The 12,977-nt window shown below is 60.6% G+C and carries 9 protein-coding genes and 1 pseudogene; all 10 read right to left on the bottom strand.

Annotated features, from left to right (window positions below):
- Positions 1-2,133, bottom strand: a 2,133-nt coding sequence (locus PLD_RS30375; protein ID WP_159898434.1) for a DUF748 domain-containing protein, incomplete at its 3' end; no start/stop codon positions are given.
- 105 nt (positions 2,134-2,238) lie between these two features.
- Positions 2,239-3,255, bottom strand: coding sequence for a class I SAM-dependent rRNA methyltransferase (locus PLD_RS30370; protein WP_159888775.1), 1,017 nt, complete (start codon positions 3,253-3,255; stop codon positions 2,239-2,241).
- Between the two features lie 115 nt (positions 3,256-3,370).
- Positions 3,371-3,499: pseudogene (locus PLD_RS30365) on the bottom strand (acetyl-CoA C-acetyltransferase); the annotation flags it as partial.
- A 44-nt stretch (positions 3,500-3,543) separates the two neighbouring features.
- Positions 3,544-4,410, bottom strand: a complete 867-nt coding sequence (locus tag PLD_RS30360; RefSeq protein ID WP_159898433.1) for an oxygenase MpaB family protein — start codon at positions 4,408-4,410, stop codon at positions 3,544-3,546.
- Between the two features lie 60 nt (positions 4,411-4,470).
- Entirely contained in the window at positions 4,471-6,408 is a 1,938-nt protein-coding gene (acs, locus tag PLD_RS30355) for an acetate--CoA ligase (protein WP_159898432.1), read from the bottom strand.
- A gap of 125 nt (positions 6,409-6,533) precedes the next feature.
- A complete protein-coding gene (gene pgi, locus PLD_RS30350) occupies positions 6,534-8,198 on the bottom strand; it encodes a glucose-6-phosphate isomerase (protein ID WP_159898431.1) in 1,665 nt (554 codons plus the stop codon).
- A gap of 457 nt (positions 8,199-8,655) precedes the next feature.
- Positions 8,656-9,516 carry a pantoate--beta-alanine ligase gene (panC, locus tag PLD_RS30345; protein WP_159898430.1) on the bottom strand — a complete coding sequence of 287 codons (861 nt, stop codon included), beginning with the start codon at positions 9,514-9,516 and terminating at the stop codon, positions 8,656-8,658.
- Positions 9,513-10,313, bottom strand: coding sequence for a 3-methyl-2-oxobutanoate hydroxymethyltransferase (panB, locus tag PLD_RS30340; protein ID WP_159898429.1), 801 nt, complete (start codon positions 10,311-10,313; stop codon positions 9,513-9,515). Before panB ends, panC begins: the two co-directional genes overlap by 4 nt.
- Before the next feature lie 394 nt (positions 10,314-10,707).
- Positions 10,708-11,187, bottom strand: coding sequence for a 2-amino-4-hydroxy-6-hydroxymethyldihydropteridine diphosphokinase (gene folK / locus PLD_RS30335; RefSeq protein WP_159898428.1), 480 nt, complete (start codon positions 11,185-11,187; stop codon positions 10,708-10,710).
- 3 nt (positions 11,188-11,190) lie between these two features.
- Positions 11,191-12,588 carry a polynucleotide adenylyltransferase PcnB gene (locus PLD_RS30330; protein WP_159898427.1) on the bottom strand — a complete coding sequence of 466 codons (1,398 nt, stop codon included), beginning with the start codon at positions 12,586-12,588 and terminating at the stop codon, positions 11,191-11,193.
- Positions 12,589-12,977 lie beyond the last annotated feature (389 nt).

Raw genomic sequence — 12,977 nt, 5'->3', positions numbered from 1 at the left:
ACTGTCGACTTTTTCCCCCAACTGCAGTTGCTCGACCACCAGTTTGTTTTCTGCCTTGAGCTGGCCCTTGGTGATCATGTAGTGCAGGTCGAGATTGAGCCGGCCCTTGCGAATGCGCAAGCCGGCGAACTTCCCGGAATAAGGCGTCAGGGTGGTCAGTTCCACACGTTTGAAGCTGGTGGCGATGTCCAGCGCGGCCATTGGGTCGAATGGGTTCACGCTGCCCTTGATGGTCACTGGAGCATAGCGGTCAACCTTGCCCTTGACGTCGACTTCCGCGGGTTTGGCCTGGCGGCTGTCGATGGTCCCGACATGCCCGTTGAGCTGCTGGATGGCGGTGGCAAAGTTCGGCGTCAAGCTCAGGTCGGCAAAGTTGGCCGAGCCATCATTGATGGCGATTTCACCAATGTGAATGGCCAATGGCTTGCTGGCGCTGGGGGCCGACTTTGCCGAGGACTTGCTGCTGCTCGCAGGCTGTGGAATCAGCAGGTCGTCGATGTTGGTGGTTCGGTCATCGTTGATGATGAAGCGCGCATAGGGTTGCATCAGGTTGATCCGGCTGATGCTCAGGCTATCGCCATGCTGATAGTCCAGCCCCTCGACGACGACTTGCTTCCACTTCACGAAGTCGCGGCTCTTGAGGGTGTCCAGGGTGTGCAACTGGTTCACTTCGGCGCGACCGGCGACGCTGAACGTCAGAGGCTCTACTTTCTTCAAGTCTACCGCCAGATCACTGCCGAGCATGCCGCTGCGCAGCTCCAGGCGAATGAACGGGCTGATATAGGACTGGGCGACACGCAGGTCGATGTCCTTGGTCTGCACTTTGAGCTTGGCAGTAACCGGGTTGAGATTGACCTCGCCGCTGGCGCTGATCTTGCCTTGTTTCCCCAGACCTGTATCGAGTTTGAGGGAGAAGGGCGATTGATTGAGGCTGTCGAAATTGTTCAGGTCCAGGTTTAGCGGCCCCAGTTCCAGGGCGACCGCCGGTTTCGCCTGACGATCGGCCAGATGCACTTGGTAATTACGCAGTTGCACATCCTTGAGCAGTACTTGCCAAGGCTTGCTCGGTGCCGCTGGTTCTTTGGCGGTATCGGCAGTGGCCGGCTCGGGTTTTGGGGCGGGTTTGGCTGGTTGGCTGGCGAAGAGTTTCTGCCAGTCCAGTTGGCCATCGGCTTCGAGGGCCGCCCAGGTTTCCAGTTTTTGGCTGTTGATCTTGCCGACAATCACCTGCTGCTTGGCCAGGTCCACCGAGGCTTGGCTGACGTCCAGGCGTTCCAGTCGCGCCAGCGGGCGTCCATCCGGTGCCTTGATCGCGAACGGCGCGACGCTGATCGAGGTGTTGTCCAGCAGCAGCTCGGTTTCCTTGGCCAGGCTGAACCTGTAGTGGGTGCTGAGGTTCACCACGCCCTCTTCCAGTACCAGTGGTACCGCGTCGCGCACATAAGGCCACCAGGCTTTCATTTGGCCGTCGGTGACTTTCAAGGTGCCCTCTGAGGTCAGTGGGGTGATGCTGAAATTGCCGGACCAGTCGATCTTTCCGCCCTCGGGGCCGCTGGCCACCAGCGTCAGATCGGCTTTGTCGTCGGGCAGCGTGCTCAGATGCTTGAGCTCGAAATCGAGTGTGTTGTAGAGGAAATCAATCGGTTCGCTGGGGCGCAGGTCCAGGAAGTGCAGGTAACCGCCCGCCAGCTTGATGCGCTCGATACGTACCGGGAAAGGCTTGGCATCGGGATCGCTCGGAGTCGGTTCGCTGGCAGGGAGCTTGAACAAGGTCAGGAGGTTGAGCTTGCCTTCCTTGTCAAAGAGGATTTCGGTCTTGGGCTGGTCCAGTTCGATGTCGGCCAGGTGCAGCGCGCCGGTCCACAGGCTGTCCAGTTGCAGATTGGCATAGAGGCGTTCGAACGCCACCTGTTCCTTGCCCGGCTCCCCGATGTTCAGGCCCCAGAGGGTCAGTTCCAGGCTGAAGGGATTGAGCTCTATGCGCTGCAGATGAGCCGGGGTCGTCGCGTAGTTGGCCAGTTGCTGATTGGCCACCCGCAAGGCGATGCCGGGCAAAATCAGAAAGCCCAACAGACTGTAAAGGGCGAGAGCGGTCAACAAGGCGCTGAGAGCGCGAATCAATCCTTTGGTCATGCGAGGCTTCATCTATCTGAATCGGAAGTGTGTTGGAGTATGGCACGCGTTTTCGGTTCCGAAACCATCACAGTCTTCAGGATTGTTCAGATTTCTTGCGGTTGATCAGAGTTGCAGGATCAGGGTTTTCAGCGGTGGTTGTCCGTCCTGGGAGGGGAAATCCGCCGCAGGTGCCAGGACCTGGCAATCGCGCACCGGTCGCCCGGCTTTCTCGGCGCAACGCAGTACCTGCTCGCGCCAGTCCGGCAGCGACACCTTGGCCAGATTGTTACAGCAGATCAGTACGCCGTCCTCGGCGGTGGCCAGCAACGCCGGTTTCAGCAGGCTCTGGTAGTCGCGCAGCAGGTCGACGGTACCGAACGCGCTTTTGGCCCAGGCGGGCGGGTCCAGCAGCACCAGATCGTATTGGCGTTGCTCAAGACGGGGATAGCTGGGCAGTTTTTGCCCGCGCCGCTGGCTGATGGGCAGGCCCGCCAGTTGGCGGATCGCCGGGAAATAGTCCGACTGCACGAACTGCATGGCGGGTAGTTGCGGGTTGAGCTGAGCGTTTTCTCGTCCTACCGCCAGGTTGCCCTCGGCGAAGTCCAGGTTGCATACCTCTCGGGCGCCACCGGCGGCGGCGCTGAGGCCAACACCGCAGGTATAGGCGAAGAGGTTGAGGACGCTCTTTCCGCTGCTGTGTTGTTTGACCCAGCCGCGGGCGTTGCGCAAATCGAGAAACAGCAATGGATCTTGCCCGGCGTGACGGCCTCGAACCCGGTAGTTCAGGCCCCACTCTCGGCCAATGAGGTCGTCCAGGGCACGCTCTTCAGCGCGGTAGACGGAGTCTTCACGGTCGATGCGTGAATTGCCCCGTGAGCGATCGTTGTAGACCAGCAGGGTCGAGAGGTTCAGTTGTTGATCGAGGGTCTCGTGCAGTTGCAGCAGGGCATCGCGGTCCAGCGTCTGGTGAAAACTCTGCACCAGCAGTTGCGGCCCATAGCGGTCGACGGTCAAGCCGCTTGCACCTTCCTGGCTACCATGGAACAGGCGGTAGCAGTCGGTGCCTTGTTGATGCAGCTCGGAGAGCAAGTCTTGACGGTGATCGAGGGCGGCGCGCAGCGCCTGATTCAAGGAAGACATGCAGGGCGCCTTGGAGAAGAGGAATAAGGCGCCGCAGTCTACCAGCCTCCTGCCCGTTGTAGGAGTCAAGTGCTGGCGAAGGCGATCTCTCGGACTCTATGGCCAATGCCACGCCCTGGCCGCCGCCAATGATTACCTTGGCATCGTCGCAGCCAATGGCCTGGGCGCTCAGGTGCAAGGCCTTGAGGGTGGAGCCGCAGACTTTGTTCAGGGTCATGGTGGATACGGCGTGGGGCTGGTCGGCCAATTGCGAACTGTCTGGGCGTGTTGTGCATGAGCGGTTGTCTTCTACAGACCCATGCGTCGTTTCGCTCGATGCACCGAACTGTCACGCACCGCCCAGCGCAGCATCGGCGTACTGCGTTTGACGCTGGCTCGAATCAGCTGGCGTTGCAGCGGGGTCTGATTGACATCAAGCATGGAGCTGGCCCAGTCCGGCAGCAGGTCGATACCTGCCTGCATCATCAATGAGCCAAAAGGTTTGGCCAGGCGACTGGGGGCGGGAGCGGCCAGTAGCAGGCGCAGGACTTCGCGGCTGCGCTCATCGCAGAGCAATTGGGGGCGCATGCTGCGCAGATAAGCGGCCACTGCTTGCCGCGAACGGGGCACGTCGCGGGCGCCGAGGCGTTCGGCAACCAAGGCAATCTCGTCGTAGTAGCGATCCTGGTCGGCTTCCGACAGGCGAGGATTGAGGTAACGCAGGTGGGCGGCGAGAAAGTTGCTGACTTCCGCCACATGCACCCAGGTCAGCAGGTCCGGGTCGCTGGCGGCGTAAGGACGGCCATCAGGAGCGGTGCCGACGATGTGCAGGTGAATAGTGCGGACTTTTTCGATCAGCCATTCGGCGTCCTGACGGGAGCCGAAGGTGGTGCCGGAGATGAACTGACCCGTGCGCCGCAAGCGGCCGATCATGTCCTGGCGAAAATTCGAGTGGTCCCAGACCCCGGCCAGGGCCAGCGGATGCAAGGCCTGCATCAGCAGGGCGCTGATGCCGCCGATCAGCATGCTGCTGAAGTCGGCGTGGACTTGCCAGCAGACGGACCCCGGCCCGAACAGGCCGGGATCACCTTTGGGGTTCTCCAGGTCAAGCTGGCCCAGGGAGAGGCCGGACAAACTCATGACCTGGTTTTCGATACGGCTGCGAATGAATTCCATGACCGCTCGGCGTGGAGGTTAAAAAGGAGGCGCGGCGGTGGCCGCGCCGGTTTCAAGTGTTCAAGCGTTCAAGCGTTTGTCGATCAGACCGTCCACTACGCTGGGGTCGGCCAGGGTCGAGGTGTCGCCCAGGGTATCCAGTTCGTTGCAGGCAATCTTGCGCAGGATACGCCGCATGATTTTGCCGGAGCGTGTTTTTGGCAGGGCCGGGGCCCATTGGATCAACTCCGGCTTGGCAAAGCTGCCGATTTCGCGGCTGACCAGGGCCAGCAACTCCTTTTTCAGCTCTTCGCCGGGTTCGACGCCTTGCATGGGGGTGACGAAGGCATAGATGCCCTGGCCCTTGAGGTCGTGGGGGTAACCCACCACCGCCGCCTCGGCGATGTTGGCGTGGAGGACCAGGGCGCTTTCCACCTCAGCGGTGCCGATGCGGTGCCCGGAGACGTTGATCACGTCATCGATGCGTCCGGTGATCCAGTAGCTGCCGTCTTCGTCGCGGCGCGCGCCGTCACCGGTGAAGTAGTAGCCGGGATAAGGTGCGAAGTAGGTTTCGATCATGCGTTTGGGGTCGCCGTAGACGCTGCGGATCTGCGCTGGCCAACTGGCCTTGATCGCCAGGATGCCGCTGCCGACGCCTTGGATTTCCTTGCCCTGGTCGTCCAGCAGCACCGGTTGCACGCCGAACGTCGGGGTCGAGGCGCAGCCGGGTTTGATCTGGCGGGCGCTGACCAGGGGGCTGAGCATGATGCCGCCGGTTTCGGTCTGCCACCACGTATCAACAATCGGGCAACGCTGCTCGCCCACGACATTGAAATACCACTCCCAGGCTTCCGGGTTGATCGGCTCGCCAACACTGCCCAGCAGCCGCAGGCTAGCGCGGGAGGTGTGTTGCAGTGGCTCGCTGCCTTCACGCATCAGGGCGCGCAGGGCGGTGGGCGCGGTGTAGAAGATGTTCACCTGGTGTTTGTCCACCACCTCCCAAAAGCGCGAGGTGTTGGGGTAGTTCGGTACGCCTTCGAAGATCAGCGTGGTGGCGCCGTTGGCCAGAGGGCCGTAGAGAATGTAGCTGTGGCCGGTGACCCAGCCCACGTCGGCAGTGCACCAGAATACCTCGCCATCGCGGTAGTCCAGTACGTATTTGAAGGTCATGGCAGCCTGTAGCAGGTAGCCGCCTGTGGTATGCAACACGCCCTTGGGTTTTCCGGTGCTGCCGGAGGTGTAGAGGATGAACAGCGGGTCTTCGGCGTCCATCGGTTCGGGTGTGCACTCGTTGCTGGCGGCGTCTACGGCGGGCTGATACGCGATGTCACGGTCCTTAACCCAGTTCACCGGGTTGCCGGTGCGTTCCACCACCACCACGCTGCTGACGTCCGGGCAACTGAGCAGGGCTTGGTCGACATTGTTCTTCAGGGCGATCGATTTGCCGCCGCGCACGCCCTCATCGGCGGTAATCACGGTACGGCAGTCGGCGTTGATAATCCGGTCGCGCAGGGCTTCGGGTGAGAAGCCGCCGAACACGACTGAATGCACGGCACCGATGCGTGTACAGGCGAGCATGGCGTAGGCCACTTCGGGAATCATCGGCATGTAGATGCAAACCCGATCGCCTTTTTTCACACCACGGCTTTTCAGGACATTGGCCAAGCGGCAGACATGGTCGTGGAGTTGTTGGTAGGTGATGCGTTGGGAGTCGGCGGGGTTGTCGCCCTCCCAGATGATTGCTGTCTGATCGGCGCGCTCTTTCAAGTGACGATCGATGCAGTTGTAGCTGACATTGAGCTGTCCGCCGCGGAACCAGTTGGCTTCGCCAGTACGCATGTCGTGGCTGTGCACGCTGTCCCAGGGGTGGCTCCAGTGCAGAAAGCGCTTGGCCTGTTCGGCCCAGAATAGGTCCGGTTGCTCAATGGATTGACGGTAAAGGTGGTGGTAGTCGTCCTGACTCAACTGCGCCGCCCGGCGGACGGCATCGGCTTTCGGAAAAGTGCTGATATCGAACATGACGGTTCCTTATTCTTGTTTTGCGACAAGCCATAAGGGTGCGCACAAGTGTCAGGAAGGTTCAAGGGGCAGGGGGAGTACCCGACAGGAACCGGCGGGCCGGTTCCTGGGGGAGCGAAGGCGGATCAGCCGCGGTGACGGCCGCGGAAGTAGTTGATCAGGCCTTGGGTCGAAGCATCGTCAGCCTGGGTTTCGTCACTGCCGGTCAGGCGGTTATACACGCCTTTGCCCAGTTCCTTGCCCAGCTCGACGCCCCATTGGTCGAACGCGTTGATGCCCCAGATCACGCTCTGCACGAAGACCTTGTGTTCGTACAGTGCGACCAGCGCGCCAAGACGCCGCGGGCTGATGCGCTCCACCACCAGGGTGTTGCTGGGACGGTTGCCCGGGATGACTTTGTGCGGTGCGAGTTTGGCCACCTCAGCTTCGTTCAGACCTTTGTCCCGCAGCTCGCTCTCGGCTTCGGCGCGGGTCTTGCCGACCATCAACGCCTGGCTTTGGGACAGGCAGTTGGCGTACAGCCATTGATGGTGGTCGGCCACTGGGTTGAAGCTGACGATTGGCACGATGAAATCGGCCGGAATCAGTTGGGTGCCCTGGTGCAGCAACTGGTGGTAGGCGTGTTGCCCGTTGCAGCCTACGCCGCCCCAGATCACCGGGCCGGTATCGGTGGACACCGGGGTCCCGTCCTGACGCACGCTCTTGCCATTGGACTCCATGTCCAGTTGCTGCAAGTGCTTGGTGATGTTGCGCAGGTAGTGGTCGTACGGCAGGATCGCATGGCTCTGTGCGCCCCAGAAATTGCCGTACCACACCCCCAGCAGTGCCAGCAGCACTGGCATGTTCTGTTCGAACGGCGCGCTCTGGAAGTGCTGATCCATGGTGTAGGCGCCGGACAACAACTCCTTGAAGTTGGACATGCCAATGGCCAAGGCAATCGGCAGGCCGATAGCGGACCACAAGGAGTAGCGTCCACCGACCCAGTCCCACATCGGGAAGATGTTTTCTTCGCGAATACCGAAGGCCACCGCGGCGGCGTTGTTGCTGGAGACGGCGATGAAGTGGCGATGCAGTTCAGCCTCGGAGCCGCCCTGAGCCAGGTACCATGCTCGTGCCGCCTGAGCGTTCTTCAGGGTTTCCAGGGTGTTGAAGGATTTGGATGAAACGATGAAGAGCGTGGTTTCCGCGCGGATCTTTGCCGAGAGTTCATGGAACTCGCTGCCGTCGATATTCGCCAGATAGTGGCAGCGCACGCCTTTCTGGGCGTAGGACAACAGCGCTTCGGACACCAGTTCCGGGCCGAGGAAGGAGCCGCCGATGCCGATGTTGACCACGTCGGTGATGGGCTTCTCGGTGTAACCGCGCCACAGACCGTCGTGGATGCGCCCCACCAGCTCGGTAATCTGGTTCAGCACCTTGTGCACTTCTGGCATCACGTTGACGCCGTTAACCGACAGCTTGTCGCCGACTGGACGACGCAGCGCGGTGTGTAGCGCTGGGCGGCCTTCGGAGGCGTTGACCAGCTCACCGGTGAGCATGGCGTTGATCGCGTCGGCCAGGCCGACTTCCTTGGCCAGACCTACCAGCAGGTCGCGGGTTTGGCTGGTGATGAGGTTCTTCGAGTAGTCGAGAAACAGTCCGCAGCTGCTCAGGGTAAATTGGCTGAAGCGCTGTGGATCGGCATTGAACGCCTCGCGCATGCTGAAATCCTGCATGGCTTGGCGGTGGTCTTTTAACGCTTGCCAGGCGGGCAGAGCGGTAACGTCGTGAGGGGTGCGGTAGTACGCCATCGCTGCGGTTTTCCTTTTGCTTGAACTGCCTTTTGGACACTGAAAAGCTCAGAACGTCCTGCTCGGTCCCAAGGACCTCGTTCGGTCGGCCCTGTGCTGATACGTTTAATCACCCAGGGGGATAACAGTAACCTCAGTGTGCTGTTCTGTCTTGGCTTTGTCGGACTTGCGGCCAGTACTCTTTTGCACAGTAGGCGCCAATCAGGGCGTCATGGGGTTTTCAATGCGAAGAAACGGGAATCGATTCAGATGCTCTGAGTCGTTAGCGCACGGCTGATGAGGCTCAGCGTGTTGCCAAGGCTCAGGTACCGCATGCGGGTTTTTGGCTTCACCGTGAGCAAGAAGGCGCACATCGAATGTTCCCTGGGGGAGCTCCTCGATCAGGGCCCGCAATCATGGCGGCAGGCCCCGGCCGGCGGCAGTTTGCCCGAAGGTTGGAGTTCGGGCAATCAGCGGTTTATGCCGGGGTATCGAGGTTCAGGTGCAGGTTGTCGATCAACCGGGTCGCGCCCAGAAAGGCGGCCACCAGAATCACCAGGTCACGGTCGTCTGCCGTGGCTGGGCGCAGGTTGCGTGCATTACGTATTTCCAGGTAGTCGTGGCGCAAGCCGACGGCCTCAAGCTGCAACTGGTGCTCGGCGAGCAGCTTGGGATAGTCACGCTCGCCATCTCGAATGGCCGCGGCGATCTGGCTCAGGCTGCGGTACAGCGCCGGGGCGATGGCGCGTTGTTCTTCGTTCAGGTAACCGTTGCGCGAGGACAGCGCCAGGCCGTCGGCGGCTCGCACCGTGGGCTCGCCGATGATCTGGATTGGCATGTTCAGGTCATGCACCAGGGCGCGAATCACTGCCAGTTGCTGGTAGTCCTTTTGGCCGAACACCGCAAGATCGGGCTGAACCATGTTGAACAGCTTGCTGACCACTGTCGCCACGCCTTCGAAATGGCCGGGACGGCTGGCGCCGCATAGCCCTTCGGACAACTGTGGAACGCTGACCCGCGTCTGTCCGGCCATGCCGTCGGGGTACATCTCCTCGACAGTGGGCGCAAATAGCAAGTGGCAGCCGGCTTCCAGCAGTTTTTCCTGGTCGGCGGCGAGAGTCCGCGGGTACTTGTCCAGATCTTCGCCTGCGCCGAATTGCAGCGGGTTGACGAAAATGCTCGCAACCACGAAGTCCACACGCTGAGCGGCCTTGGCTACCAGGGCGGCGTGACCGCTGTGCAGGTTACCCATGGTTGGCACAAAGCCGATCCGCTTGCCTTCGCCGCGAGCGCGGGCGACTGCAGCCCGCAGTTCGAGCACGGTTTTAACAGTATTCATGCAGAGAACCCGTGTTCGGCACCCGGGAAGGTAACGGCTTTGACTTCTTCGACATAGGCGCTCAATGCGGCCTGAATGCTGTCTTTGCCGGCCATGAAGTTTTTCACGAACTTGGGCGAACGGCCGCTGAGGGACAAGCCGAGCATGTCGTGAAGTACCAGAACCTGGCCATCGGTGGCATTGCCGGCGCCGATGCCGATGACGGGAATCTTCACGGCCTGGGTGATTTCCGCCGCCAGTTCGCTCGGGACGCATTCCAGCAGCAGCATGGCGGCGCCGGCCTGTTCCAGGGCGATAGCGTCAGCCCGCATTTGCCTTGCCTGGTTCTCATTACGGCCCTGAACCTTGTAGCCGCCCAGGACATTGACGGCCTGCGGAGTCAGCCCCATGTGTACGCAGACCGGCACGCCGCGCTCGTTCAGCAGGCGGACCGTATCGGCCAGCCAGGCGGCGCCTTCGATCTTGAGCATGTGCGCGCCAGCCTGCATCAGTTGGGCGGAGCTGCTCAGCGCCTGCTCGGTGGTGGCATAGGACATGAATGGCAAGTCGGCGAGGATCATCGCACCGTTGTTGCCGCGTTTGACCGCCGCAACGTGATAGGCCATATCGCCATTGGTAACCGGCAATGTGCTGTCGTGCCCTTGCAACACCATGCCCAGGGAGTCGCCTACCAGCAGAACTTCGACGCCGGCTTCGCAGCAGGTGTGGGCGAAGGTTGCGTCATAGCAGGTCAACATGGTGATTTTTTCACCTTTCTGCTTGAGGCTTTGTAGGGTGGTCAGAGTGATGTCTGGCATGAAAAGGGGTCCTCATTCAGGCGCTTTGGAAACTACTGCGAGTAACGCGCGTGATTCTTCGTTATTCAGGCGCACGGTCTTGTGTCGTGCTTATACAGCCTGGTTCCAAGCGATTTGACGCGGTACCGGGACTCGCGCTTGCAGCGCTACGCACATCACTCTGTGCTCAGAAGGGGGCTACGTACCAGCGGGTGCCACCGCTGTTGCATAGTTGCTTCTGCCTGGCGTTTCCTGGGTTCGCCGCGAACAAGCCTCGCTTGAATTGCGCCCTTTAACGCCGTAATGGCGGCAACGGGACGCCTATAGTCGTGAGGAGAACTCGGGAAGTCAATTAGATGTGTTACCGCGTTGTTACGCTGCAAGTGTTACCAGCGTTACTGATGCGTTTCAGCGGTCAGGCCAGGCGTTCCAGGCCGACAAATGGGCAGGCGGCAAGCAGTGCTTGTAAGGTGCGTCCATCGGCCAGTTGCAGGTCGGCAGGGGCCAGCTCTGCCAGTGGATAAAGGACAAAAGGGCGCTCTTGCATGTGATAGTGCGGAACTTTGAGGCGTGCCTCGTCGATCAGCCGATCACCGAACAGGAGGATATCCAAGTCCAGGGTACGCGGCCCCCAGCGCTCATTGCGTTCGCGGCCTTGCTGGTTTTCGATGGCTTGCAGCGCATCGAGTAACGCCAGGGGTTCCAGCTCGCTGTCCAGCGCTGCTACGGCATTGGTGTAGCGTGGCTGGCCAGGCAGCAGGGAGTCGCTTTGATAGAGCGCCGATACAGCATGCAACTGGCTGGCGGGCAACTGCGCCAGGGCCTCGATGGCATTGCGCAGTTGTTCTTCGGGGGCCGCCAGGTTACTGCCCATGCCGATGTAGATACGCGTCATCTGTTACTCGCCTGATGCGCTTGTGCTGCCAGCGCGCTTGCGCTTGGCGCCGCTGCTGCGCCGCCGCTTGCGAGGGGCACCGCTGGCGTCATCCTTACCGCTCAGCTCGCGGATCATTTCACGGCGCCCGGAGTCGTTGGCGTCCTGGTAATCGGTCCACCATTGGCCCAGGCCATCGGTCTGCTCGCCGGCGCTTTCACGCAATAGCAGGAAATCATAGCCGGCCCGGAAGCGCGGATTATCCAGCAATTGGTCGGCACGTTTGCCGCTGCGTCGTGGCAGGCGCTCTTGCATGTCCCAAATTTCACGGATCGGCATGGTGAAGCGCTTGGGGATTGCAATGCGCTGGCACTGTTCGGCGATCAGTTCATGGGCCGCCTCCTGCATCGCCGGGATCGGCGGCATGCCGCGGTCTTGCAGGCGCAGTACGCGGGCTGGCAGGGCTGGCCAGAGTAGGGCGGCGAAGAGGAAGGCTGGGGTAACCGGCTTGTTCTGCTTGATCCGCAGATCAGTGTTGATCAAGGCTTCGCTGATCAGTGTATGGGTGTAGGTCGGGTTGTACTCCAATGCTTCGGCGCTGGCGGGGAACAATGGATCGAACAACTGCAGGTCGACCAGCATCTCGAAGGTGTCGGCAGCGTATCCAGACAGGAACAGCTTGAGGACTTCTTCGAACAGGCGTGCCGAAGGGATCTCCCGCAGCATGGGCGCCAACTCGCGGATTGGTGTCGCGGTGTGTTTCTCGATGCCGAAATTCAGTTTCGCCGCAAAGCGCACTGCGCGCAGCATTCGCACCGGGTCTTCCTGGTAACGCTGGCGAGGGTCGCCGATCAGGCGGATCAGGTTATTGCGAATATCGTGCACGCCATTGGCGTAGTCGAGAATACGTTCGCTGACCGGGTCGTAATACAGCGCGTTGATGGTGAAGTCGCGGCGCTGCGCGTCTTCCTCCAGGGAGCCGTAGACATTGTCCCGCAGGATGCGCCCGCTTTCGTTACGAGAAGACTGATTGCTGTCTTCTTCATCTTCGTTTTGCGGGTGGTTGGCACGGAAGGTCGCGACTTCGATGATTTCACGACCGAAGTGGATGTGCACCAGTTTGAACCGACGGCCAATGATCCGCGCATTGCGGAACTCGGCCTTGACCTGTTCCGGTGTGGCGCTGGTGGCGACGTCAAAATCCTTGGGGGTGATGTTGAGCAGCATGTCGCGCACGCAACCACCCACCAGGTAGGCCTGGTAGCCGGCGTTCTGCAGGCGCTCGACGATATTCACCGCATATCGGCTGAACTGGGCACGTTGCAGCGAATGTTGGCTGCTATTGAGCACTTCAGGCGTGCTGCGTTTGTGTTGCGTACGACGCAAGGGAGAACGGAATGACTGGAACAGCTTCTTCAGCATGGGATGCACTGTTTGAAGGAATGTTCGGCCAAAACGAAGAATGACCGCATGATGGGCGGGGATTCTAGCATTTAGTCGAAGGATGGTGTAGGAAGCTGCCGCGACTTGTACAGGTCGACGCAAAGGTGTGGTTTAGCGGGGGTGACGTGGACGTTTTTTTGGGGGGGGGCACGTTGCGAATTCTGGAAACCACAAGGGGAGCCGAAGCTCCCCCAGAATAGTTGCATGCTCTATTTTTATTATTGGTTTCGGGCTTTTTGTTTTTGTTGAGCGCCCTTGTCACTTGGTTTACCCAGAGTGACCCTCCCAATCGGGAGCCAAGAGCAAACGGATTGCTTTGATCGCTGTGTTGCAATGACCTTTCGATCCAACCAGTTCAGGCTCTGCCT

The organism is Pseudomonas sp. LD120, from assembly GCF_009861525.1.
Classification (GTDB): Bacteria; Pseudomonadota; Gammaproteobacteria; order Pseudomonadales; family Pseudomonadaceae; genus Aquipseudomonas.
Note: the sequence above shows the minus strand (reverse complement) of the source record. Positions and strands in the feature narration are given on the sequence as shown.

Coding starts and splice junctions, on each gene's coding strand:
- PLD_RS30330 (WP_159898427.1), bottom strand. CDS start 12,588: ATGCTGAAGAAGCTGTTCCAGTCATTCCGTTCTCCCTTGCGTCGTACG.
- panC (WP_159898430.1), bottom strand. CDS start 9,516: ATGAATACTGTTAAAACCGTGCTCGAACTGCGGGCTGCAGTCGCCCGC.
- PLD_RS30360 (WP_159898433.1), bottom strand. CDS start 4,410: ATGGAATTCATTCGCAGCCGTATCGAAAACCAGGTCATGAGTTTGTCC.
- acs (WP_159898432.1), bottom strand. CDS start 6,408: ATGTTCGATATCAGCACTTTTCCGAAAGCCGATGCCGTCCGCCGGGCG.
- PLD_RS30370 (WP_159888775.1), bottom strand. CDS start 3,255: ATGTCTTCCTTGAATCAGGCGCTGCGCGCCGCCCTCGATCACCGTCAA.
- folK (WP_159898428.1), bottom strand. CDS start 11,187: ATGACGCGTATCTACATCGGCATGGGCAGTAACCTGGCGGCCCCCGAA.
- panB (WP_159898429.1), bottom strand. CDS start 10,313: ATGCCAGACATCACTCTGACCACCCTACAAAGCCTCAAGCAGAAAGGT.
- pgi (WP_159898431.1), bottom strand. CDS start 8,198: ATGGCGTACTACCGCACCCCTCACGACGTTACCGCTCTGCCCGCCTGG.